The organism is Brevibacillus sp. NRS-1366, assembly GCF_050467985.1.
Genome location: NZ_JBITPN010000017.1, coordinates 54,886 through 78,059 on the forward strand (window position 1 = coordinate 54,886; position 23,174 = coordinate 78,059).

The 23,174-nt window shown below is 34.8% G+C and carries 42 protein-coding genes; 41 read left to right on the forward strand and 1 reads right to left on the reverse strand.

Going from position 1 to position 23,174, the window contains the following annotated elements; translation table 11 throughout:
• Position 1 precedes the first annotated feature (1 nt).
• The 40 genes from ACIFQN_RS09145 (at position 2) to ACIFQN_RS09340 (ending at position 21,803) form a co-directional block, all read left to right on the forward strand.
• Positions 2–742, forward strand: a complete 741-nt coding sequence (locus tag ACIFQN_RS09145; protein WP_429832716.1) for an HNH endonuclease — start codon at positions 2–4, stop codon at positions 740–742.
• On the forward strand, positions 729–1,088 hold the full coding sequence (locus ACIFQN_RS09150) for a hypothetical protein (protein WP_429832717.1): 360 nt from the start codon (positions 729–731) through the stop codon (positions 1,086–1,088). Before ACIFQN_RS09145 ends, ACIFQN_RS09150 begins: the two co-directional genes overlap by 14 nt.
• Before the next feature lie 38 nt (positions 1,089–1,126).
• A complete protein-coding gene (locus ACIFQN_RS09155; protein ID WP_429832718.1) occupies positions 1,127–1,300 on the forward strand; it encodes a hypothetical protein in 174 nt (57 codons plus the stop codon).
• Positions 1,285–1,578 (forward strand): hypothetical protein, encoded by a 294-nt coding sequence (locus tag ACIFQN_RS09160; RefSeq protein ID WP_429832719.1) that lies wholly within the window; start codon positions 1,285–1,287, stop codon positions 1,576–1,578. Before ACIFQN_RS09155 ends, ACIFQN_RS09160 begins: the two co-directional genes overlap by 16 nt.
• A 149-nt stretch (positions 1,579–1,727) precedes the next feature.
• A complete protein-coding gene (locus tag ACIFQN_RS09165; protein WP_429832720.1) occupies positions 1,728–2,315 on the forward strand; it encodes a transglycosylase SLT domain-containing protein in 588 nt (195 codons plus the stop codon).
• Between the two features lie 88 nt (positions 2,316–2,403).
• Entirely contained in the window at positions 2,404–2,796 is a 393-nt protein-coding gene (locus ACIFQN_RS09170) for a deoxynucleoside kinase (RefSeq protein ID WP_429832721.1), read from the forward strand.
• Positions 2,797–2,956: 160 nt separating this feature from the next.
• On the forward strand, positions 2,957–3,127 hold the full coding sequence (locus ACIFQN_RS09175) for an antitoxin VbhA family protein (RefSeq protein ID WP_429832722.1): 171 nt from the start codon (positions 2,957–2,959) through the stop codon (positions 3,125–3,127).
• Between the two features lie 250 nt (positions 3,128–3,377).
• Entirely contained in the window at positions 3,378–4,094 is a 717-nt protein-coding gene (locus tag ACIFQN_RS09180; protein ID WP_429832723.1) for a hypothetical protein, read from the forward strand.
• Between the two features lie 44 nt (positions 4,095–4,138).
• Entirely contained in the window at positions 4,139–4,489 is a 351-nt protein-coding gene (locus ACIFQN_RS09185; protein ID WP_429832724.1) for a hypothetical protein, read from the forward strand.
• A 50-nt stretch (positions 4,490–4,539) separates the two neighbouring features.
• The gene (locus ACIFQN_RS09190; protein WP_429832725.1) at positions 4,540–4,674 is read left to right on the forward strand and encodes a hypothetical protein; all 135 of its coding nucleotides are present in this window, start codon (positions 4,540–4,542) and stop codon (positions 4,672–4,674) included.
• A gap of 12 nt (positions 4,675–4,686) precedes the next feature.
• Positions 4,687–4,881 (forward strand): hypothetical protein, encoded by a 195-nt coding sequence (locus ACIFQN_RS09195; protein ID WP_429832726.1) that lies wholly within the window; start codon positions 4,687–4,689, stop codon positions 4,879–4,881.
• Positions 4,882–4,923: 42 nt separating this feature from the next.
• Positions 4,924–5,214 (forward strand): hypothetical protein, encoded by a 291-nt coding sequence (locus ACIFQN_RS09200; RefSeq protein WP_429832727.1) that lies wholly within the window; start codon positions 4,924–4,926, stop codon positions 5,212–5,214.
• Positions 5,215–5,248: 34 nt separating this feature from the next.
• Entirely contained in the window at positions 5,249–5,791 is a 543-nt protein-coding gene (locus tag ACIFQN_RS09205) for a ClpP family protease (RefSeq protein ID WP_429832728.1), read from the forward strand.
• 45 nt (positions 5,792–5,836) lie between these two features.
• Positions 5,837–6,193, forward strand: coding sequence for a hypothetical protein (locus ACIFQN_RS09210; protein WP_429832729.1), 357 nt, complete (start codon positions 5,837–5,839; stop codon positions 6,191–6,193).
• 33 nt (positions 6,194–6,226) lie between these two features.
• Positions 6,227–6,406 carry a hypothetical protein gene (locus ACIFQN_RS09215; protein WP_429832730.1) on the forward strand — a complete coding sequence of 60 codons (180 nt, stop codon included), beginning with the start codon at positions 6,227–6,229 and terminating at the stop codon, positions 6,404–6,406.
• A 44-nt stretch (positions 6,407–6,450) separates the two neighbouring features.
• The gene (locus ACIFQN_RS09220) at positions 6,451–6,633 is read left to right on the forward strand and encodes a hypothetical protein (protein WP_429832731.1); all 183 of its coding nucleotides are present in this window, start codon (positions 6,451–6,453) and stop codon (positions 6,631–6,633) included.
• Between the two features lie 16 nt (positions 6,634–6,649).
• Entirely contained in the window at positions 6,650–6,910 is a 261-nt protein-coding gene (locus ACIFQN_RS09225) for a hypothetical protein (RefSeq protein WP_429832732.1), read from the forward strand.
• Positions 6,911–6,942: 32 nt separating this feature from the next.
• A complete protein-coding gene (locus tag ACIFQN_RS09230; RefSeq protein ID WP_429832733.1) occupies positions 6,943–7,212 on the forward strand; it encodes a hypothetical protein in 270 nt (89 codons plus the stop codon).
• A 40-nt stretch (positions 7,213–7,252) separates the two neighbouring features.
• Positions 7,253–7,546 carry a hypothetical protein gene (locus ACIFQN_RS09235; protein ID WP_429832734.1) on the forward strand — a complete coding sequence of 98 codons (294 nt, stop codon included), beginning with the start codon at positions 7,253–7,255 and terminating at the stop codon, positions 7,544–7,546.
• 406 nt (positions 7,547–7,952) lie between these two features.
• Entirely contained in the window at positions 7,953–8,786 is an 834-nt protein-coding gene (locus ACIFQN_RS09240; protein ID WP_429832735.1) for a polymorphic toxin type 44 domain-containing protein, read from the forward strand.
• A 29-nt stretch (positions 8,787–8,815) separates the two neighbouring features.
• Complete coding sequence (locus ACIFQN_RS09245; protein ID WP_429832736.1) at positions 8,816–9,166, forward strand: DUF5412 family protein; 351 nt, start codon at positions 8,816–8,818, stop codon at positions 9,164–9,166.
• A 219-nt stretch (positions 9,167–9,385) separates the two neighbouring features.
• A complete protein-coding gene (locus ACIFQN_RS09250; RefSeq protein ID WP_429832737.1) occupies positions 9,386–9,592 on the forward strand; it encodes a hypothetical protein in 207 nt (68 codons plus the stop codon).
• 236 nt (positions 9,593–9,828) lie between these two features.
• Positions 9,829–10,161, forward strand: a complete 333-nt coding sequence (locus ACIFQN_RS09255; RefSeq protein WP_429832738.1) for a hypothetical protein — start codon at positions 9,829–9,831, stop codon at positions 10,159–10,161.
• 52 nt (positions 10,162–10,213) lie between these two features.
• Positions 10,214–12,460 (forward strand): ribonucleoside-triphosphate reductase, adenosylcobalamin-dependent, encoded by a 2,247-nt coding sequence (gene nrdJ, locus ACIFQN_RS09260; protein WP_429832739.1) that lies wholly within the window; start codon positions 10,214–10,216, stop codon positions 12,458–12,460.
• Positions 12,461–12,639: 179 nt separating this feature from the next.
• Positions 12,640–13,068, forward strand: coding sequence for a dUTP diphosphatase (locus tag ACIFQN_RS09265; protein WP_429832740.1), 429 nt, complete (start codon positions 12,640–12,642; stop codon positions 13,066–13,068).
• A 234-nt stretch (positions 13,069–13,302) separates the two neighbouring features.
• A complete protein-coding gene (locus tag ACIFQN_RS09270) occupies positions 13,303–13,584 on the forward strand; it encodes a DUF2829 domain-containing protein (RefSeq protein WP_429832741.1) in 282 nt (93 codons plus the stop codon).
• 46 nt (positions 13,585–13,630) lie between these two features.
• On the forward strand, positions 13,631–14,254 hold the full coding sequence (locus tag ACIFQN_RS09275; protein WP_429832742.1) for a vWA domain-containing protein: 624 nt from the start codon (positions 13,631–13,633) through the stop codon (positions 14,252–14,254).
• A gap of 82 nt (positions 14,255–14,336) precedes the next feature.
• Positions 14,337–14,660 (forward strand): hypothetical protein, encoded by a 324-nt coding sequence (locus tag ACIFQN_RS09280; protein ID WP_429832743.1) that lies wholly within the window; start codon positions 14,337–14,339, stop codon positions 14,658–14,660.
• 31 nt (positions 14,661–14,691) lie between these two features.
• Positions 14,692–15,816, forward strand: a complete 1,125-nt coding sequence (locus ACIFQN_RS09285) for a hypothetical protein (protein WP_429832744.1) — start codon at positions 14,692–14,694, stop codon at positions 15,814–15,816.
• 3 nt (positions 15,817–15,819) lie between these two features.
• Entirely contained in the window at positions 15,820–16,233 is a 414-nt protein-coding gene (locus ACIFQN_RS09290) for a hypothetical protein (RefSeq protein ID WP_429832745.1), read from the forward strand.
• A 21-nt stretch (positions 16,234–16,254) separates the two neighbouring features.
• A complete protein-coding gene (locus ACIFQN_RS09295; protein ID WP_429832746.1) occupies positions 16,255–16,731 on the forward strand; it encodes a siphovirus Gp157 family protein in 477 nt (158 codons plus the stop codon).
• A gap of 42 nt (positions 16,732–16,773) precedes the next feature.
• Positions 16,774–17,061, forward strand: coding sequence for a hypothetical protein (locus tag ACIFQN_RS09300; RefSeq protein ID WP_429832747.1), 288 nt, complete (start codon positions 16,774–16,776; stop codon positions 17,059–17,061).
• Between the two features lie 318 nt (positions 17,062–17,379).
• Positions 17,380–17,703, forward strand: coding sequence for a hypothetical protein (locus ACIFQN_RS09305; protein WP_429832748.1), 324 nt, complete (start codon positions 17,380–17,382; stop codon positions 17,701–17,703).
• Positions 17,704–17,728: 25 nt separating this feature from the next.
• Positions 17,729–18,181 carry a hypothetical protein gene (locus ACIFQN_RS09310; RefSeq protein WP_429832749.1) on the forward strand — a complete coding sequence of 151 codons (453 nt, stop codon included), beginning with the start codon at positions 17,729–17,731 and terminating at the stop codon, positions 18,179–18,181.
• Positions 18,182–18,233: 52 nt separating this feature from the next.
• A complete protein-coding gene (locus tag ACIFQN_RS09315; RefSeq protein ID WP_429832750.1) occupies positions 18,234–18,761 on the forward strand; it encodes a hypothetical protein in 528 nt (175 codons plus the stop codon).
• A gap of 71 nt (positions 18,762–18,832) precedes the next feature.
• A complete protein-coding gene (locus ACIFQN_RS09320) occupies positions 18,833–19,636 on the forward strand; it encodes an FAD-dependent thymidylate synthase (RefSeq protein WP_429832751.1) in 804 nt (267 codons plus the stop codon).
• 114 nt (positions 19,637–19,750) lie between these two features.
• Entirely contained in the window at positions 19,751–19,909 is a 159-nt protein-coding gene (locus ACIFQN_RS09325; protein ID WP_429832752.1) for a hypothetical protein, read from the forward strand.
• A 36-nt stretch (positions 19,910–19,945) separates the two neighbouring features.
• The gene (locus tag ACIFQN_RS09330) at positions 19,946–20,500 is read left to right on the forward strand and encodes a reverse transcriptase-like protein (RefSeq protein WP_429832753.1); all 555 of its coding nucleotides are present in this window, start codon (positions 19,946–19,948) and stop codon (positions 20,498–20,500) included.
• Positions 20,501–21,021: 521 nt separating this feature from the next.
• Positions 21,022–21,351: a hypothetical protein gene (locus ACIFQN_RS09335; RefSeq protein WP_429832754.1), complete on the forward strand. Its 330-nt coding sequence runs from the start codon at positions 21,022–21,024 to the stop codon at positions 21,349–21,351.
• A gap of 32 nt (positions 21,352–21,383) precedes the next feature.
• Positions 21,384–21,803: a hypothetical protein gene (locus ACIFQN_RS09340; protein ID WP_429832755.1), complete on the forward strand. Its 420-nt coding sequence runs from the start codon at positions 21,384–21,386 to the stop codon at positions 21,801–21,803.
• A 508-nt stretch (positions 21,804–22,311) separates the two neighbouring features.
• Here the strand turns inward: ACIFQN_RS09340 and ACIFQN_RS09345 are convergent.
• A complete protein-coding gene (locus tag ACIFQN_RS09345) occupies positions 22,312–22,704 on the reverse strand; it encodes a hypothetical protein (protein WP_429832756.1) in 393 nt (130 codons plus the stop codon).
• Positions 22,705–22,841: 137 nt separating this feature from the next.
• On the opposite strand from ACIFQN_RS09345, the gene ACIFQN_RS09350 reads away from it, so the two are divergent.
• Positions 22,842–23,129, forward strand: coding sequence for a hypothetical protein (locus ACIFQN_RS09350; RefSeq protein WP_429832757.1), 288 nt, complete (start codon positions 22,842–22,844; stop codon positions 23,127–23,129).
• The last annotated feature ends 45 nt before the right edge of the window (positions 23,130–23,174 follow it).

Here is a 23,174-nt window from a genome sequence, read left to right on the forward strand (position 1 = left end):
AATGAAAGAAATCCACTTGGAAGAAGGAGTTGTTTTAGTAGATGATGAGGACTATGAATATTTAAGTGAATGCTATGATCTATACATATCTAAAGATGAATATGTTCAATGCCGGATTAAGAAAAAATACCGCCATTCGAAAATGGGACTTTGGTCGAGTTTATCTTTACATAAGTTGTTAATGAATCCTGAAAGAATGGGGCGAAATGTTCCCGTAGATCATATTGATGGGAATGGATTAAATAATCAGAAGAGCAATCTTCGCGTTTGTAGTCACAGTGACAATATGCGGAACAGAAAAAGCCACATCAAAGAATTAAAAGGTGTAAGGCTTCATAAGTGTGGCAGTTATGAAGTTTATATCAACTTGGAACGTGGAGGGAAGACCGATTTCTTAGGAACATTCACAGATGAGGTTGCCGCTGCAAATTGTTACAACTTCCATGCCAAAGAGCACTTTGGAGAATTTGCCAACCTAAATGATGTGAAATATATGCCAAAAGATGAATGGGAATCATACTCAACTAAAAATATGAAGACTTCAAAATATCGAGGAGTTAGCTTGAATAATGCTACCGGAAGGTATTTAGCACAATGCTGGGATGGCAAGAAAAACATTAGAATTGGCGAGTTTGAAAATGAAGAAGATGCAGCCATTGCGTATGATATTAAGGCTTATGAGATAAAAGGGAATAAAGCAAAATTGAATTTTAGGAAAGGAGATACATATGGAGAAAGTTAAATTACCAAAAGAAGTGGCTGAATCTATTGATTATATTTGGGGCAAGTGTGATAGAGGATCAATTAAACATTTAGTTTTGACTAATTGGTCACATTTAGATCAAGCATTTACTAAGCAAAAAGGAATACTTCAAGATTATGCATTAGAAAATCCCATGGAATACATGAAAGCACTTGTTGAAGGACATGAAGTTGAACAGACGCCAGAAGAAAAATTGACTCTCACTTACTTGGATTATGAACAGGAATATTACAAGACAAGAAATCCAGCTTATTATAATTATTGTCAAGCAATTAAAATGACATTGGATATTCTTAAATTAAAAGTACACGGTATCAATACCTAATCAAATTGTAGTTTTATCAAAAAGAGGTGGACTGTAGTATGGACATTTGGATCAACCTAAGATTGCTTGATGTTTTCAACTTGCTTATTGGAAAAAGAGTCGATGTCATGAATCTTAATAGTGAAGATGAAGCACTGATTGGAATTAAAAAAGGACAAAGTACTTATTACTCTAACGTAGAGAGAGGATGTTCAGTATGGAAAATAAATTAACTACATGGATTCACAGCAGTTTTGCAGATGACATTATAAATAAAATTAAAGAGACAATCAAGAAAGAATATTTACTGAAGGATTATGAAATCACACCAATCGATAATGGATTTGCTTTTATGTTTGATGATGAATCAACTGGAGAGATTCAGATCTCAATTAAGGAGCAGAAAGATACACATAGCATTCAAATTACTGGAGAGTTTGACTGGGAGGTAGTAGATGTTTACACGAGGATTCAAACACTATTAACTGATATTGTGGAAGGGGCCGTGTAAAATGAAAATCATCACATCTAACAATAAGAACTATTTGTTTGGCATGGTTGGTAAAGCAGGAGAGTTAAATAAATACCTTAAATTAAATAAAAATAAATAGTATACAAACAAATGTCGTAGTGTTATTATGGAAACACAAGGAGGTATGTATGTTACAGTTTGCCCTACTTGCATTCTTCTTGCAAGTTAATCAGCCTTCTTATCAAATCACTGAATCTATTCAGGTGATGCAAGAAAAGCTAACTGTACAGGCTGCGAGTCTAGAAGAAGATAAATTTATCCCTTATCAAATTGATCTTGACACAGATATTCAGAAATACATATGGGAACTATGTGTAGAGTTTGAGGTTGAATTTGAATTGATGCTAGGCATTGCGTTCAATGAATCACGATTTAATCCAAGTCTAACTTCGTATGACAATAGCAGTAGGGGCTTATTCCAAATGAACACCAGCAACACCTTCCCAGAAGAAGTTGCTCTGAACAAGATTGTTAACCCTAATCCATTTAATCCTTATCATTCTAGTCTAACGGCAGTCAGTCATGTAAAGAGACTGACAGATAAATACCGTGATGAAGGGTATAAAGGCGAGAACTTAACAAAACGTGTTTTGACAGCATACAGGTACGGTATAGGTAAGTCAAAACGCAAGAATCTAAACAATGGATATGTTCGTGTGGTTCTTGAATACAAACACAAATTAGAAAGCGGTGAGATTACTGTTAGTCATTCTTGAAGGAAATGAGTGCTGCTTCAAAACAACGGTAGCCAATAAATTAAATAAATTAACTGGATATCCAATTATTAAAGGTTCATCATTCGAGATGTCAAAATCATCCAACGAAGAGTTGTTCAATAGATTTGCTTCTATGAGTACGTTGCAAGACATGATAATTGATCGATACATATATTCAAACTTGGTTTACGCTTCATTGTACGAGGACTATTCAATCATAAGCACTCCACAAAAACTAGACCTAGAGGATCGGCTTCTTAAAAACCAAGCGCTGATTGTGTATCTGTATAGTGATGTAGAGGTATTAAAGGATAGATTGAATAAACGTGGGGATGAGTATGTGCATGAAGATAGGCTGGAATCAATTAACGATAAATACACTCACGTTCTAAAGAAATCCCATGTTCCCATTTTATACATCAATACAGAGTTGATGACATCAGAGCAAATTTCACAATACATATATCGGTTAATTGGATAATTAGGAGGGAGTTTATTGGAAACTAATATTTGCGGAATTAAATTTGTAAAAGTAAATGATGAAGAGGTTGATATCTACCAATCAGATCAGAGTTACTATGGAAGAGTCGCAATTAGAAGTGAGAATGAGAAAGATTTTCTGAAAAGGTGTAATGAATATTATGTCTACATGTGGTGAAATAGTATTAAAAAACGCTAAAGTGTCTCTTGAGATTGAAGGATATAGGTTCACACAAGAAGAGGATGAATTACTGCTTACTGTTGTAAAAGGTGAAATTGCATATGAAGAGTTTCTGAAAAAGGCTTTAGAAATAGCAAAGAAATCAAAATAAAAACCTAATTTGATAAGGAGATGAAAGAAGTGCATTGGGATTTAAACAACAATTTTATAGTTTGCAGTTTCTTTAACAACTGGAAATTCAAGAATTTCGCTTTAGGCGCAAATGTAGCGAGTGAACATTTAGGTGAGTATCGTGAGTATTACTTGTTACTACACCTTGGGTTCTGGCAATTGGCATTGGGTTTTAGAATCTAATAAAATCTAATATTGATTTGAATATAAAATATTGTGGAGGAATGAATATGGATCTGAATTTGATTATCAATGAATCGCTATCTAAATTGAAAGAAGAGGGTTTTCTTGAGAAGGTTGTGAAATCTCATCTAGAAAAAACTATTGAAAGTGTCATCAACGATACACTACGGAGTTATAGTGATTTTGGGAAATCTCTTTCAAAACAGGTTGAAGAACTGTTGCAAATCAATCTTAAAAACTTAGACATCCCTTCATATAATCAATTGATTTTAGCAACCATTAAAGACCATCTTAACGCAGTAGTTCATGATCAAGGTGTTAGTCGTATGAAAGAACAGCTAGATAAATTATTGCTTACTTCTAAAGATGATTACAAACTTTCTGAACTCATTAAGGAGCTTGCAGAAGAGGTTGATGACTTAGGAGATCTTGGATATGAAGAAACACATGAAATGACTTTAATTATTGATCGTGAATGGTCTTGGTTAATACGCATTTATTTTGACTCAGAATCAAATAAAGAGAAATATGACTGTAAATACAATATCAATGTTGATGCTAAGACTGGACAAGTTGATACTGTCCGTATTCGTGATGACAGTTACCGCAGCAAAAAAGATTTTAAAGAGTTTGACACAAGAGCAATCATGGGAGGTTTCTACGGCCTTGAAGAAACTCTATTTAAAATTTATGCCCGTAAAGCCAATCTAATAATTGATGAAAAAGACTGCGAACTTGAGCTTAGTAATCCTGAATATAATTAGGTTAACCAAATAAAATAATGGTTTCATCTAGAAAGGAGTAAGGCATGTACGCATTAGTAACTTTAAACAAGAAGGGTGAATATGAGTATTTAAGAGATGGGTGGACTTCGAAAGATGCCTACACAGACGATCTAGGACATGCTCAATTATTTACAACAATTGCTGATGCTAAAAAAGTTCGTCATGGAGATGAGAAAATAGGCTATGTGGAAAAAGACGAGGACGGAGTATTGTATTTCCCTGCTCCTTCTGTAAAAACAACAAAGAGCTTTGAAGTTGGGTGGAATGATGATCCTGAAGTTGTAACAAAATGGATTGCTGATCAAATGGCATCAGATCCTAGTAAATCTTATACATTAACAATTACAGTTCAAGAAAGATTGGTTAGGGTATAGATCAATCTTCAATTAAAAGTGCAACTTTATAAGAAAATGAGGTGATGTATATGAATAAATGGGAAAAATTACGAGACATATTAACTGGATGGGCTGAAGGTGCAAATGCAGGTGGTTTTTATGACCAGCTTGATGCCATTGAGAAAGTGCTAAACAAAATGGATGAGTTAGATAAGTCTGAATGAGGTGGCGTTAAAATGAAAATTATTGCAGTAGACAACTTCGCTAGAGAAAGTGTTGCTGAAAAGCTGATCGCAGAGAACGTAAACGAATACTGGGGAAAGCGCATTGTAGATTCCCTTAATGATAAGCAGCATGCGAATAGTCAAGATTTCTTCGAGCTAGTCTCAGATGATTATGTTTTGTGGCGTGGGATGGAGGAGTTAGTTTAAATCAAACTCATATGGATGAGTAATAATATTGGAGGTATTATCATGATTAGATTTGATGACTATAAAAATGCCCAAGAAAAATATAAAAATGACTTAGTAAATAAATGCTCACAGGAGATGGAAGAAATACTAGATAAAAAAATAAAAGAAAATGAATTTTTAAATTCGTATCTTGGCATGTACTATGGTGTTACCTATGATGTTAAGCGGTTAGAAGATAAAATTTTCAAGAAAGCTATCTCAAATTTAAAAAATAAATATGAATCAGGAGGTTGGACTTTTGTTTCTGGATGGGTTGAGCAACAATATCACATTGGGGTTAGGATACAATAAAAAATAACTTTGATTAGGAAAGGAAACGAAATAAATGGATAAACAATTAAAAATTCGAAAAGTATTACTATCTGATTTTATTTCAAGTGGTTCTGTTAATGGTGTGATTAAAGAGATTTTTGAAATTAATTATGATGATGACCTTAAAGAAAATGAATATAAAGATTTCGAGCGTAACCCGATTGAATTATACATCAACTCATTTGGTGGTAGTTGTTATGATGGTTTAGCTTTGGTTGATACAATTAGAAATAGCAAAACACCCGTACACACATATTGCTTTGGAAGTGCCATGAGCATGGGACTTTGGATTTATCTTGCAGGAGCAAGTAGATTCGCTGGTAAGAATTGCACATTTATGTATCACGAGGTATCAAGTTTTGTCTGGGATAAACTTGAGGGATTGAAACAAGAAGTTAAAGAAATGCAAAGATTACAAGACATGTACGATGCAATCATTAAAGAAAATACAAATATCATGCAAGATAAATTAGATGCTATCAAAGAACGTAAAGCAGAATGGTATATTCCTACTGAAGATGCCTTAAAACTAGGAATTTGTCATGAAATCATTTAGATAAAACAGTCATTTGATTAGAAGAATAATAGGAGGATCACAAATATGATCATTTTGATATCTCTAAGTTTATTGCTAGGACTTGGAATGTACTTATTGTACAAAGGGATCGAAGAAATTGGATTCGTTACGAGTATAATTTCAGGTGTGCTGTTATTGGTTGCAATTATTGCACTGCCTATTTCCTATTTCTCTGAGCTTGCTAGTATTGAAAGATATAAAGTAATAAAAACGACGATAGAAGAAAGTAGAGGTAAAGAAATTAGTGACATTGAACGAGCAGCAATAACAAATACAATAATTGATGTAAATAAATATATTGCGTCTTCAAAGTATTGGAATGAAACAATTTTTGACATATACATTCCAGATGAGCTGACTGAACTAGAATATTTAAAATAAAATCGAGATTATATTGGAAAGGTGATAAAGTATATGAAAATTGTTAAATCAATTATAGATAGTGTGTTTGCGAAGGCTTACAGTTTCATTGAGGTTATTGGCTATCTTGTCATGGCTGCATTGTTGGTTGGTGGACATGATGGATGGGCAATACTTGTTCTATTTGGTGTTCCACTGCTTTCAAATATCATACGATATAAGCTAGGAATATGATAAAAAGTTAGTTTGATTTAAAAATAAAGAGGAGTGGTATATTTATGATCCATATTCATAATGAGTTGACTCAAATATATGAACAGGTGAATTCAAAAGGTTTTGTCATAGTAGAAAACAGTTTCATAGCAAATGAAGCAATTCAAGCACTGAAGCATTGCTACTCTGATATTGTCGTTGAACTAGAAGGTGAAGGAAATAAAAATTATCAGAGCATCAAAACTTAATTAGGAAGTGAAAACAATGAACTTACGTCAAATACCTGAGATAGATGAAATGATGGCTAAGATTGAAGAAGTTCAAGGTGAATGGGCTGGAGGTAAATGTAGCATGAAAGAGTGCTACTGGAACATGTGGAATCCGAAATATGAGTATCTAAACAATGATGATTCTGCGATTTGTGTTTCAGAAAGTCTTGCTGATTTTAAGATGAAACCAAATAGCGCTGATTGTAAAGGATATTGGGATTATAAGGTAGCATGTGGCTGCAAGAAAGGTGAATAAAATGCAAGTTTGATTAAGAAAGGTGATTAAGTATGAAAATTGCGAGACCAGAACTGATAGATGATCTGAAATGTAATGGAAAAAGACTATTGCTGACAAACAGACCGCTATCAAAAGCAAAAAAGTTTAGTTTTAAGGTAATAGATGGCTATATTTACACCAACACATTTGGAGATATCAGCGGAATTATAGATGCCTATGCGTTTGAGAGTTTTAACATTTCTGCTGGATATTACGCACACGCATGGAGAAAGATTGCAAAAGATGTTTGGCAACTGACGTTTGTTAATCCATATAACTAAATAAAATTACTCTTTTAATGAGAAATAGGAGGTTTAGCAAATGAAGTTTTACGCAATCGCAAATCGTGACGTATGTGACAATTACTATGATTTTGAGCTAAATACATGGGGAGATGGGCTATGCTCTAACAATCTCCTGCCGTCAGAGAGTGTTGCACTCGACATGATAGGTCTATATCAAATGTACGATGGTGAAGTAATTCAAGTTTATGTTGTCGATGTAACACGCGAAGATGAAGATGTATCTCTTGAAGACGAGAGTAATGAAACAGTAGGGTATATCTCACAATACATTTGGGACGATGAAGTTCCAGAGTGGGGAGATGTTCAATAATACAACGCTTTTATAAGGAGGCGCATTCTTGATTCAAAGCCTATATGTTATGATTCAAAGAATCGGAATTGGTTTGTTATGTCTCATTGTCATTTGTCTTTTCATTTGGGGGCTAATATCTTTAGGGACATTAATTTTGTCTTGGATCTTTAGCTTTCCAGTCAACAATATTATTGGAGTATCGGCAGGATTCTTCCTTTTATTTCTTAGCTACATTATAGGTGAGCAGTTCAAATAAAATCAGGAGTTTATAAAAATTTAACAGTCTATTAACAGATGGGGTCATGCGCTTTATTATTCATTTTGGGAAAATTGTTAGAATGCGGAAATTTATTTACATATATTTGTTAATATGGTAATTTAGAATTGTGTTACCGATAAAATACAATTCTGAAAGGGTGTCAAGATGAAGAAATTAGTCGCAGTATCATTCGCAGCATTTTTGTTATTTAGCGGATTCTCTCAAGTGAGAGCCGCTGAAGTAGTTATTCCAGAAATCAACAACGTTACGGATTTGCACAAGTACACCATTACCGACCAGAAAGAAGATTTAAAACTAAGATCAGATGGTACTTTGGATATTTCTAAGGTAAATTTTGAAGGAATTGACCCACGTTTGGTGAATGAATATGAGGAAGTAGTTATTTCTGTCAATGAAGAAGTAGAAAACGGAATTGTAAAGTTCACCGCAGATTTTGAAGTTGTTGTGGCAACAGAAGAAGAGCTAATAGAACTGTCAGAAAGATCTGAGTCATCTGAGCTGGAATTTTCTAATCGGATTATGCCTATGGCTGATCCAGATGAACCTAGAAGTTTTTCATTAGAGAATCGAGTATATACCAATCTAGAAGAGCTACAGACCAAAGAAAGAGGATTTGAACAGGCTGCAAAGTTAAATCCAACTATTAATCCATGGCTATCAACTGCCACATTTTTCGCTGTACAAGTGAGACCAGGTGGGCCTTGGGACTACAAAAGAGAAATTGGATGGAATAACTTAAGAACAGTCAAAGTAAATGGAACAAAATACTATTTAACAGGAGAAGATATTGGAAACATTCACTATGGCTTCGTAGGAAGAGATCATTTTAGCAAAAAAACACTTCTAAGTGCCGCAGGTATGGTTCAAATTTTAGTTGGTACAGCAAGATTGGAATGGTTTGATTCATATTTTGATGATCCAACAGATCAAGCTGCTATTGCTAGAGGTATCACTTGGTACGAAACTGGTGATTTCTAATTTTTTCTCCTAAAAAAAGGGGAAGTGATATGAAGAAAGTTCTCAAGAGTAAATGGTTCATTTTTTTTGTATCACTAATAGTAATTCCACTCTTACTCTACTATCTAGCATTTTACTCTACGTTATTTCTTCGACATGGAGATCTTACTCAACAAATCAATTCTCCAAACAATACTTACACAGCGAAAGTGTATCGTTTTGGTTCCGAAGGGGGATTGAGAGTTGATGTAAACTCAGGTTTATTCGGTGATAAACTGATCTACTGGAGCTGGAAAGAGGCAGAGGAGATAGTCGAATGGATTGATGAAACCCATATTAAGATTAATGATAGAGTGCTCGATGTGAGAAGTGAGAAATATGACAAAAGAACAATGGATTAAGTACAAGATATTATTTATATAATAGGGGATGCACGTCCCCTATTATATAAATAATGTAAGTAAAAAAAATAAATAAAAAACTGTTTACAACCTTAAACTGATGTTGTAATCTATGAATACGGCTTTTGAAAGGTGTGAGAACAATGTGAGGGAAAAGGGTTAAACTTAAATTGATTTCGCATATTAAATAAAAATAATAAATAATAAGGATGATACATAATGAACTTTTCCAATCTAAAAAACCAAACTGTCTTTGCAAAAACCGCTGAATTGAAACGTAATCCAATTGAATACTATGGTATTGGTACGAACAATCAAGTACTGGATTATGCAGCTAATACTCCAATTCAAGCACGATGCTACTTTGAAATGGAATTTGCGTCAATGGGTGAAGAGCTTTCAGTCATGAATGCTTATCAACGGTAATACGACATGGCTACACGAGACGTGCCAAACATAGATGACTGTAGAGAATGGATTCAAAATATAATGAAGTGTATCAAAGATATTGACTTGTTTACTAGCTTTAATTTAGCCGTTAGAGATTTCGAGCGTGGATATGAGGGCGTTGAACTAAGAAAGGCCCTAAAAAACTTGGACAAGGCATATAGCGAGATGAAAGTTGAAAGGCACAATTTAAATTAAAGGAGTTGGTGCCCAACATGGAGACTTATATAGTCAACAATTTGACTATTAAGGCAGAACAGATGACACAAGACTTCGAGTTAAAGAATGAAGATGGAACATTTCAAGGATCATCAGGTGATTACATCATTCTTGAAAATGGAAAACAAAAAGGATGTAAGAGGTCAGACTTTGAACAGACTTACACAAAGGCAAATAACTCAGAATCATCCATGGAACAGTTTAGACGATTGATGGAACAGGGATATCAAGAGATGGCTGAACTCAATTTGAAAATTGCACATGAAGAATTTCAATTGGAAGAAGAAGCACATTTGAAGTTGGAATCACACAACAAAATCACATATTGAATAAATTAAATACATATCAACTTATCTATTTACATATTAGGAGGAAACATACTTGTCTATTGATTTTATTACAAATGAATACGTTGAGGAAGTGGTGGCAAACAATCCAAATCCACTTACAGAATTAGGAGAGTTTGTATTTAACAGAACTTATTCTCGGTGGTTGCCAGAAGCACAAAGACGAGAACTTTGGCAAGAAACTGGTAAGCGTGCAGTAAATTACAACGTTGGACTAGCATATCACCATCTTAGAGAAATGGGTTATAAGCCAAATGTCGAAGAAATGAAGAATGAAGCCCAAAAATTGTTTAAGAATCAGTATGAGACAAAGCAATTTCTTTCGGGTAGGACTCTTTGGGTTGGTGGAGCAAGCGACATTCTTAATAATAAGTTCGTTCTTGGGAACTTCAATTGTTCCTTCATTAATATCTCAAGTTGGGATGACTTAGGCGACTTATTTTATCTCCTAATGGTTGGTACAGGTGTTGGATTTAAATGCACGAAGAAGATGGCAGCAGGCTTGAAGAAAATTCGTGTAAATACATCCCTTCTACACTCAGATTACAAACCCGTTCAAGTTTCACAGAGGTTAGAGCAGACTCAGCTTACACTCTTTGAAAATGGATTTGCAAAAATTTATGTAGGAGACTCAAAAGAGGGCTGGGTCGAAGCATTACGAACTTACCTGAGACTGCTGACAGATCCAAATTATGAACAAGTACACACTGTCAAAATTAGTTATAATTCAGTGCGACCGAAAGGTGAACGACTTAAAACATTCGGTGGAACTGCAAGTGGATATGAGCCATTGAAAGAAATGTTTGAGGGTATTAACAAAGTACTTAAGAATCAGATTGATCCAACTTTAAGCCCAATACAATTTGCTGAAAAAGGATTTGGGAGTGTAAGACCAATTCACATCCTTGACATTGGTAATCTGATTGGAGCAAATGTTGTAGTTGGTGGGGTTCGTAGAACAGCAGAGATTTTCTTGTTAGATGCAGATGATTATGAAAGTATGTTTGCCAAGTATGGTATTAATGGTATCTGGACAGATGAGCAGCTAGAGCAGCATAAAGCAGTTGGAGCATATCTGGATAAGTTGGGAATTAAGCCAGTCTGGTTTGATGAAATTAATAAAATTGGTGATGGTCGATGGGGATTGGATCATCGAAGAATGTCCAATAATTCGATCGCCTTCACGAAGAAACCTACAAGAGACTTTCTTAACTTTGTATTCAATGTTATGAAGCTTGAAGGTGAGCCGGGATTTATTAATCTTGAGGAAGCAAACCGACGTAGACCAAATGCAGAAGGTTTGAATCCCTGCGCAGAGATTTTGCTTGATTCATATGGGGTGTGCAATCTAACTACGGTGAACCTTGTGCAATTTGTTAAGAAAACAGAGTTGGGTCATGAGCTTGATCTTGAAGATCTGTTTGAGGCTCAAAGACTGTCAGCAAGGGCTGGTTTGCGAATGACACTTGCTACATTAGAACTTCCTCATTGGAATAAGATTCAACAGCGTGATCGTTTGTTGGGTACGTCTCTAACAGGTGTTAAAGATGCTATGGCTAAATTGGAATATACAGATGAACAAGAAAAAGAATTGCTGGAACGACTTGGTAAGGTTGCAAGAGATGAAGCAGATAATTACGCGAAAGAACTTCGTGTTAACTCACCACTTCTCGTGACAACTGTTAAACCTGAAGGTACGCTGTCACAAATGGCAGGTGGGGTTTCTAGTGGCTTGCACTGGTCACATAGTCCATACTATATTCGTCGCATCCGAATCAATTCAACAGATCCTCTCGTCAAAGTAGCGCAACAACTTGGATGGAATGTTAATCCTGAAGTTGGCACCCGTGGGGAAACACATGAAGCGAGAATGAACAATGCTAGGACACTTGTAATTGACTTCCCAATTGCTTCAGGAGCTAAAGAAACGAAAGACGATGTTTCAGTTGAACGTCAATTTGATACATATTTCCGTTTTCAAGATCATTATACAGAACATAATTCTTCTAACACTATCACTGTTCGTCCAAATGAATGGAGTAAGTGCGAGAGTATTGTTTGGGACAATTGGGACAACTTTGTTGGGGTGTCATTCTTACAGCTTGATGGTGGCACCTATCAGCTTGCCCCATATGAAGCAATCACCAAGGAGCAATATGATGAAATGAAGGCACAAATGAAACCGTTTGATGTGTCCTTACTGCATAAAATTGAGAAAGCTGAGACAGAGGCAGAATTAAGCCAAGATGATTGTTCAACAGGCGCCTGCCCAATTCGCTAAGTAATGAGTAAGGCAACGTTTATTCAGATGATATCAAAAATAAAAAGCAAAGATAATGTACTATCTAACTTTAATCACAATGACCTTCTTGAGTTATATTCTATAATTGAATACTTTGATGATAAGACAAAAGAAGAGTGGTATGTAGCACTTAATAAACAAATGAATGGAGTTACAAAATGAAAATTAGAATTAAATATTTTGATAAGGAATTACCACGCATTGAGAAGATTAAACAAGGAGATTGGCTTGATCTTCGTGCAGCAGAGACAATTATTATGAAGTACGGTGAATCCGAAGCAATTCCACTTGGAGTAGCGATGGAGCTACCAGAAGGATATGAGGCACATGTTGTGCCTCGATCTTCTACATTCAAGCATTTTGGCATCATTCAAACCAACGGAAAAGGTATTATTGACAACTCTTATTCAGGCGATGATGATCAATGGTTCTTCCCAGCATATGCATTAAGAGATACTGTCATCAATAAAGGAGATCGCATTTGTCAATTTCGGATTCAAGAAAAGATGCCTGATGTTGAATTTGATGTAGTTGAGGTTCTGGGTAACAAAAACCGTGGAGGTTACGGCTCCACTGGAGCGAAATAGGGGGAGTCTTCCTCTCCCTAACTTTAAGTTGAAAATACATATGGGAATTGAAACTCTTTGTTTTCATTTGATGGAGTTAGTAGTGTTGATCGTTTTGATTATAGGATGCATAAAAACCCAAAAATAACCACTACATATAGTGGTTAGAAAGCAAAACACAACTATATAAAGTATAAAACATCCAATGAAAGATGTCTTTTATTGGAATGAAAAAACATGGGAGATGATCTAGGGATGAATTTTGGTCAAGCATTGGAAGCACTTAAAACAGGTAAAAAGGTAGCACGTCATGGTTGGAACGGAAAGGGTATGTTTATCTACTTGGTTAGAGGAACAGTTTTAGAAGCCTTTGAACTGCGAAATGAAGCAGAAACACATGTTGGGGAAAACTTGCCTCCATACTCACATGTCAAAGTCAATTCACACATTGATATGAAAGCAGCAGACGGTTCTATTGTTGTAGGCTGGCTTGCATCACAATCAGACTTGCTGGCAGAAGATTGGACTGTAGTTTAATAAAACAGAAATCAATTCAAAAACATAAATAAGGGAGATATGAAACATGCCAAAACAAGGATTAACCGAAATCATTGCAATTATCGATAAGAGTGGCTCAATGGATTCGATTAAAAGTGATGCGATTGGAGGGTTTAATACCTTCTTAGAATCGCAGAAGAATACAGAGGGTGATGCAAATCTAACGATTGTTCTTTTTGACAGTAATTACAACCAACTTACATCAGGTGAACGAATTAAGTTGGTGCAACCTCTGAATGACAAAACGTATGTACCTAGTGGAATGACTGCACTTTTAGATGCCATTGGTCGTGCAATTGATGAAGTATCAGGTAGAATTGCAAATACTCCTGAAGATGAAAGGCCTGAGAAAGTGATTTCTGTTATTTTGACGGATGGCGATGAGAATGCAAGTCGTGAGTACAAACGTACTCAAATCATGGATAAAATCAAGTCAAAACAAGAAGAGGGTTGGCAATTCCTATTCTTAGCAGCGAATCAAGATGCTATTAAAGAGGCCAATTCAATTGGCATCAATGGGAACTTTGCTATGAATTTTGCTGCTACTGGAAAGGGTATCACCAATACATATAGTGCTGTTACAGATGCAGTTTCCATGTATCGATCTACAGGAGCCATTAGTGCAAATTGGAAAGATGAAAGTAAGTAATGGAGTGGGGAACCACTCCTAATAAAACAGAGATTAGATTAGAAAACGTAGTGTGGCAGCCAAAAACCAAAGGAGAATGAAAATGAGCAGTGTCTTTAAGCAGCAAATCGTAATGATTACAAAAAATATTGAAGATATTCGATTACACAAGGAAGTCTTAGAGTACAAAACAGTGTTAGATGCACTGGTGAAATTAATTGATCTTGGTGCATATGACTTTAGCTCTGATGAAGGATTTAGATGCTTAACACTTGATGTTGTAAATTATGAACTTAAGGAAGTTAATAAACTAGCAAAAGAGTCTTTTTGTAATAAAAGGTATAAGGAGTATTATCACTGGATACAAGCGATAGATAATTTGAATAGCATGGAAGATATTCTTGCCTCAACTCCAATTAAGCTATAAAACAATGATTTCATTCAACTTAAGGGAGGGATTGCGCATTAAAACAAATATATTCATTCCAGAGAAGATTAAAGTAGGATTCCAAAAAAGAGATAATACATATACAAAAAAGTTGGCGTATGTAATTTATTTTGACCAAAAAGGAAAACTCAGAAAAGAAACCTCATGGAATGGCTGGAGAGACAAGAGCATTCAAGATTTAGATTTCGCCAATCAGCCAACATCAGGTTTTGTGCTGAATAAAAAGGTGGGAGACTATGTTTCCCACTGGAATCATCGACAGGCATATGTAAGAGTTTATGATCCAAGGGATTTTGAATTTGAAATTACGGTTGAAAACCTGCTTTTTATCTTAGAAAATACTAACTCAATTAAAGGTAAGGGATTGGAAGGTGATTTCATCTATGGTTGGGATGGTAAAGAGCTGGTTCTGATTCCAACATCCTCTCCTGATTACATAGAGTTGTCACAGTTTAACAAACTGATTCATGAGAAAAAACATGTTAAATCAAAAGACTTGGTGTTTGGTGGGACATATAAAACAAAAGATAATGACGAATGGATTTATATGGGTAGGTTCGATTATCACACAACAAAATGGAATAGATCAGAAAAGCAGGGCGAAAGTGGATATTACACTGATGTCAACAAGGGGAAGCACTATTTCTTTGCAAAGGAATCAAAGAACTACGAAGGTAAAGCATATTTACAACTGCTAAAATTGAAATCACTTGGGGATAAATTCATTGATATTGTATCTACTGATCCAGTAGAAAATTACGCTGCAATGTTTGAGCTATTAGAGTGCATGACTGAGTATTCTCCATACGATAAAACGAAAGATGAGTATGTTCAATATACTCTTGAAACATTAATCAATAAAGTCCAATCAGAAAAATATTGGGGATGGAGTGTATATTTAGAGAGGAGCGAAAATGGCACTGCGAGAATCAAGAAGAGCAATAATGATGATGGTAAATATGTAATCATAGTTCAAGAGCGTATCAAGGATAATGGATATTGGGGGAGCGTGCATTATCACAATCGTGACAAAACTATCTTCGAAGGAACTCTGACAGAAATCTATACGCATTATAAACCAATGTTCAGAGACAAATACTTAGTAAATGGAAAACTATATCAAAAAGGAGAGTAAATAATGGTAAATAACAACGATCAGAAAATCTTAGAACTTAAGAAACAAATTGAGGAGAAGAAAAGCAAGTTAAGTAAATCACAAAAATTTGCTCCAGTAACAAATTGCTCAATTGAAGTAGATGGCGTTAGATACAATATCCAAGTCCTACAAAAAGAACAAATCATCACATTATTGGTGAAACTTAATACATACGTTATTGCTGCAAAGGATTTGGATCTACTCAGCGAATACAAGATTACTGGCTACAATGTAATGGATTGGATCAGCGACCTTAAGGCCAAGTTAGATAATCTGAGCCGTAAAGAGGAAGAGCAGAAACTTAAAGTGATGGAAGCCAAACTTGACCAACTTCTTTCAAATGAAAAGAAAGTAGAACTTGAACTTGGAGAGATTGAAAATATGTTAAATGAATAAAAAATTTTAAGGAGAGATTATATGAACCTATACGAACTTTCACAAGCGTACATCTCCATTCTCGATATGCTGGAGGAAGATGATTCACTAAAGGAAACATTAGATGTATTGAATGATGCCATTGAAGTTAAAGCGGAGAACTTAATCAAGTATATGAAGAATATTGAAGCTGAATCAAAGGCACTTAAAGAAGAATCAAAACGCCTTACGGAGAAAGCTAAGTCACTTGAGAATAGACATGATCGACTTAAACAGTATTTGGAGGATTCACTAAAACAAGCCAATATTAAGAAACTGAAAGCAGGATTGTTTGATGTCCGACTACAAAATAATCCCCCAAGTGTCGTAATACATAATGAAAAAGCAGTACCAGAAGAGTTTAAGATTCCTCAAGAACCTAAGATTGACAAAAAAGGTTTGCTGGAAGCATTGAAGGCTGGAAAAGATTTTGGCGATTCCATTCAGATTCATCAGGGTGAAAGTATTAGAATTAAATAATTAAATAAATACTATATTTGATTCAGAAAGGGAGTTGTTCTTATGAATATTAAGGAAGACCTGAAAAAGAAAATTGATGCACTTTCGGAAAAAATGGATGAACAACTAAACAAGGGAAATTTTCACGATTATAGCAAGCTTGCAGATACATATCTAAGACTTGTGAGAGAGTATGAAAGCATCGACAAGCCAAATAAATATGGATATGCTTATTTGACGAATCCGACTACTTATTTTACAACAAATGCAGTATCAACTAACGCTGTTGTTACGAATCCATTAGAGTATAGTAAGATCCACTGCAATACAAGCGAAGTACCAAACAAGTAAAATTAATAAGGGAGGTTGTTTAATTGTACTGGATTAAAGTTTACGGTAAGTTATTGTTAAATTCAGTTTCGATGGTCATGTTTACTTTAGTTACCTTTATACTCATGGTATACGAAAACTATCCTTTGTTCATTGCACTACCAATTATCCTTCTGGCTGCAATTGTTGATGGTATTTGCACGATACATAAAGAGTTAATCTCAAGTAAATCTGAGACAGTAACAAATGTAACCATCGATAAAATACAAACGAACAATCCCGAAGAGTTCGTTAGGAACTTACATACGGCAATTCAGAAATCGTCTAAAGGAGGATCAAATGAACACAATCACTATTAATGGTCAGTCCATTCAGGTTTCAGGACGAAATATCAGCATTGTAAACAATAGTGTAATTGTTGATGGAGTTGTTGTTCAATCAGGGCTTTCAGGAATCGTCAAAGTTGAATTTACAGGGGATCTGGCATCCTTACAAACTTCAGGTGATGCTTCCATCCAAGGGAATATCAATGGGGATGTCTCAGCAAGTGGTGACGTAAAATGTGGTGATGTCGGTGGAGATGTTAGAGCAAGTGGAGATATTAATTGTGGTCATGTAAATGGTAGTGTAAAAGCTAGTGGTGATGTTATTTCTAATAGATAAATAAAATAATAGGAGGAACGCATATATGGTATTTTTGTCACTACTTTTCATTTCACTTTATCTTGCAGCGATGATAAAGGGGAGTTTATTCTACAACACAACAAAACTAGGAATAGAACTGCAAATTAAGCAATTGGAAGGCGCGATTAGTGACAGTGAGTATACTAAACAAGGAGCAAGACTGCTTTTCCCTTACTTGTTTGCAATTCTATGGGTTGTATTGACAATCGCGTTCTATATTTATGCTTTGGATATTGAGCAATTAAAGATTCTTACGCTTGTAATGTTGGGTTATACGATAGTTACCTTTGTTAAAAACTTTGCGAAAAAGAAACCAGCCAATACCGAAGAAGCAAAACTAGAACATCTAAAGAAGCAATTGTACACGTTGAAGAATAGAACTTTTACAGGAACTGTAATCAATGCATTCCACTTGTTTTACTTCTGCCTTGCTTTTTACACACTGGTATTTAAGTAAAAATTGTATTTCATATAGAAAGTTGGTATAAATCATCGCTAAGAAAAAAGGAATGAACTATTATGAAATAAAAGGCGACTATGTAGAAATTCTTTTAAAAAGAAGAACAGGACAAACTTTTATAACGTTAATTGATACGGAGGATTTACCACTACTCTTGGATTTAAATTTATCTTGGCATGTTTCTTGGGATAATGAGATGGAAGGATACTACGCACGAGCCACAAAATATATTAGTCTGCCTGATGGAAAGCATAGATCAGAAACACATTATTTACATAGAGTCATTACCAATGCGCCAAAGGGTTCTCATGTTGATCATAAAAATCATAACTTACTAGACAATCGCAAATGTAATTTAGTTGTAACGGACGCATCTAGAAATACAAAAAATCGACTTGGAGCAAATAAAAACTCAAAAACAGGCCATAGAAATGTAGCTTGGAGCAAATGGGAACAAGCATACATAGTACAATTGAGTATCAATAAGAAAAACACAAGACTTGGAAAATTCTCTAATTTGGAAGAAGCAGTAAAATTTGCTGAAGAAATGAGAAAGAAATATTACAGAACAGCTTAAAATCAAAATAATACATAACGAGACTGTAGATGGGAGGTCTACAGTCTCAACTTATCTAGGGAGGAACTATTATGATTACAACAAATGCAACAGGTAGTCTTACATATCAAGGAGATACATTTCAAATTGTCTTACATCGCTATTCAGACCCACAACGCTTGAATATGGCTCGTAATGCAGCTATCTATCTAGGAAAGTCGGATCGTGATAATATTCGAAGACCATTAAGCATTATTAAGATGGGACACGTACCTGAAGTAATGAGGGGAGAATATGCAGAGTTTGAATTCATTGATGTCACCAAAGAAGTGTATGATCACTTGATCACTTACACAACTCGTAATATGCGTGTGGCTGGAGGTAATCGCGCTCTATCATCAGATGACTTTGCAATGCCGAGTGATAAGGTAAAAGATCCTCAGACTGTAAATGAAGCGATCGATAATTCAATGTGGAATTACAAACAGTTACTTGAAAATGGCGAAACAAAGCAAGTTGCACGCTCTGCAATGCCTATTGCAGCAAAACTTAATCCATTTGTGTACCAATTTAACTTTGTTTCATTAATGCAATCCGTCTTCCCTCAACGTCTTTGGGAAAAGGGTGCACAAGGCAATACTGTGAAGGTTGTAAAAGGTATGTGGGATCTTGTACATCATGTAGATCAAGCGTTATGGGGTGCAGTATATGAGTATCATGGGGAACATGTAGTTGAGTGGAAGTTGGTGCAGAAACAACTCCGCAAAACTGGTCTCACTATTGAACAATTCATTTCTGCTGCTTCAAACATGGTTCTTCATAACGAGATTGCTAATGATACTAAACTTGATCTCTTGCTACGAAAGATGTATGGGTCACAGAAAACAATGTGGTGAAATAATAACTAAAAAAATCAAATAAAAGGTATTGTATTAAATAAAAATACGTAATATAATGAATCTACAAGGTAAAACTTGCTAGATTCTTTTTTATAGGAGAAGGAGTATCAAATGAGTGAACAGGTGAATGCAGTTGCGTATTTAAGAGATCTACCAATTAAGGCAAGGGAGGGTGAAATTTACTACATTGACGAAAGCAAAGATTATTTCACCAAGCCAGTTCGTTACATTTGGAAAAGTGGAGCGTGGCATATTGAATACATAATGTAGCACGCAGCGTTCCTCATAAAAGAGGAGGGAATATAGATGCATAAGGCATATTTTGATGCTTCAGTTGATTGGGCAAAGAAACAAATTACCACTGCATTCATTATATATGATCGAAATGGCAATGTGTTATATCAAGAAGCTAAAAATATCGGAAATAACATCAATAAATATGACAACAATTACGCTGAATGGTTTGCTTTGAACCAATTGCTTAAAACACTTCGAAGATTCCAGATTAACGAGGTAGCGATTTATGGAGACAATCAAAGCGTGATAGCAATAGCCAATGGTCTTTCGAAAAAAGAGCGAAATAAGGAATTGCATCGGATTATATGGAAATATGGTGAAAAATTCAAGCAGATTACATTCAACTGGATTAGTCGTAAAAACAACAAGGAGGCTGATAAACTATCAAGAATTAAGGAAAATGTAATTACATTAGATCAGGCTAAGAAAATCAGAGTGTGTGCTTCAAGAAAAGAAATCAAAAATAATAAACAAAACAACGCAAATACATATGCAGTATTGCCACACAAGTTTGACTTTAACTTTCAATATAAAGAAAGGCGAAAGAAGGTAATGACAAGGTAAACCCAAAGTAAATGGTACATTTATTGAAAGGTGGAATATTAACGTGTATATTCATTTAACTGGTTGGACTGACACAAGTAAGAAGAAACGTTGTGAAACATGTAAGCATTTTATTCTTTGGGGAACTAGTTGGGGTAGATGCCTGAAGCATCAAGAGGACTTTTCAAAAAATGATCACTGCAAATTCCATAAACGCAACAGTGAGTTTTGGACTAAAGATGGAAAATCAAAGTATGACATTGCCAACTACTACTTGTAATCATTGGTCATAGGAGATATTTATGGAATACGAGAGAGATCATATTAATTTAACATATAAAAATACTGATAATAAGATGGAGTATTTTTTCAATCAGTTTAGGATGTTACTTAGAAGACATAAGAACAAACATAGAGTACTAAAGAAGATCGTTCGTAAACATGTTGGAGACGAAAAGTTCAATGAGATCATGAGTGACTATAACAAAGAGATTCAAAAGAAGCGATAAATCATCAATTTTATTAGGAAACGAGGCGTTCAGGTGAATATACCTTTATCAGTGGTAAAGTCAAACAATACGGACGAATACGTTCAATTAAAAAGTGGTTTAGATAAAACGATGGGAGAAAGGCATGAAAAATACAGAGCAATGACTAACATTCGTGAAAGCATTCACTTTCTGTTGAAGAGAAGTCATCCATTAGATCGAGCTTTTAAGCATCAAGAGGATTACAAAAACAATCCTTGGATTGAGGCATTAGAAATTGAAGAATTGTCTAAGCAGTTAGTTAAAGAAGCTGGTCAATATCAAGAAGCAGTAGCTAAATATGAGAATCTTAATCGAAAAATAAAAGAAATGGAGAAAATCTAATCAAGAGTTTTATCGGAAAGGGGAGAGTGGTTATGGATTGCTTGATTGACGTTGATAAATACATAAATTTTAAATTTATTGAGTTAAGCGAATTAAAAGGTAAAGTTATTAAAGATGTTTTTACAAATCAATATGATAATTTCTCGTTCATTGTGACTGAAGACAATGAGATGAGTGGTTATAAATTAGAATGGTTTTCTGATTCAATGGGGAATGATGAATTTCCAAGATGCCAGATATATCCATTAGAGTTTAATGATATCGTGGAATTTATTATGTCTAATCCACATGATTATTCCTTTAAGGTAAATGGCTTAATAAATGACCCAGATGGGTTATCTGAAGAGGTTGAGAAAATAGAAGAAATGAAAGAAGTTGAACGACTTAAACTTCTCAAAATACAGAGATATAACCAATACCTTGAATTAAAGAAAGAATTTGAAGTCAAATGATGATGTAATTGAAATCGCCATATAAGATTGATTTCATTAGGAAAGAGTGAGTGAAAAATGTTTAAACAGTTTGTAACATTTGTTTATGACAAGAGAGACTTTTACTATCCAAGATTCATCGGTATTCTTTGTCTAAGCTTGTTTGGAATCTTGTTAGCACGACTGATGAACCATAATATGTTCGAACATATCTTGCTAGTATGCTGCCTATTAATACCACTAACAGGGATCTTTGCTACATTTACACAATGGTTTTTCGAATTTAAAACAATCAAGAAAGTAGACGCAGTAAAACACCATGATGAATGGGACGAAATCATACCATGGGGACAGAGTTACCTAAATGAAAGCAGAAGAGTGTTAGACGAAAAGACTCAAAAGGCCATAAATGCTTTGAATAAGTATGATGGAAGTTTTAAGTCGGCTCAGGATGCTGCCTACCTAATTGATACAATGTCTAAGATTTATAAAAGTAAATAAAATTATCTTTTTAATAGAAAAAACGCCATTAAAGGCGCTTCAATTCTTCAATTTCTATATGTGCAAATACAGGTTTATAGGTAAATTCATAACCCTCTGGGCAATCCAACAAGAAATTAAGTAGTTCTCTAACTTCTGTACCTTCAAAGTAATTATCAAGTAAAGGATTAGTAAGAGAAGATAGAACTAATTTTCTGGCGCCTTTTATCCCTTTTCTGTCTCCATAAATAGCAAATGTGAGAATATCTGAAGCTAGAATGCTGGCGGGATGATTTGGATTACGGAATTTTGTTAAGGTTTTTTCCACCTCATTAGGTATTTTTATAGCAGTTTGCTTTGTTCTGTTAACCAGATAATTATGCAATTTATCTTCTGAGATTTTTTCAAGCCTAACTTCTTTATGCAAAGTTTTAGTTGCCATTTAAAAGACCTCCCTTAAAATTGGCTGTTAAACTATGGTAATACATTGACATGAGAGTGACAACTCATTTTTAAATAAATATATCTGCTTATGCAGATTGGAATAAACCAATCTTTTATGATGGAGGAGTGATTTTCTTGAACTATATGCACTTCAGTGTTTCACGCTTAAAAGAAAAGGCATATGAACTTAAAAAAGAACTTGATTCTACTCATGGTTTATTGTCATGGTTTCGGCGATTGGATCTAAAATTGCAACTTGTGGAAATACTAAACGAAATTGACTATCAAGAAGGAAGACTTCAATTTGCCAATCGTCCATATAGCAAACCAAGTGCTGGAATTAAGCTAAGAAGATGCACTGACGACAATAATTGTAGGTGTGGATGCTGGGAAATTAAGCGAAAGGAATTTTTTAAACTCTAGATAAAAGTCCTATTTGATTTAAAAGAAATGCGATGATATTCACGA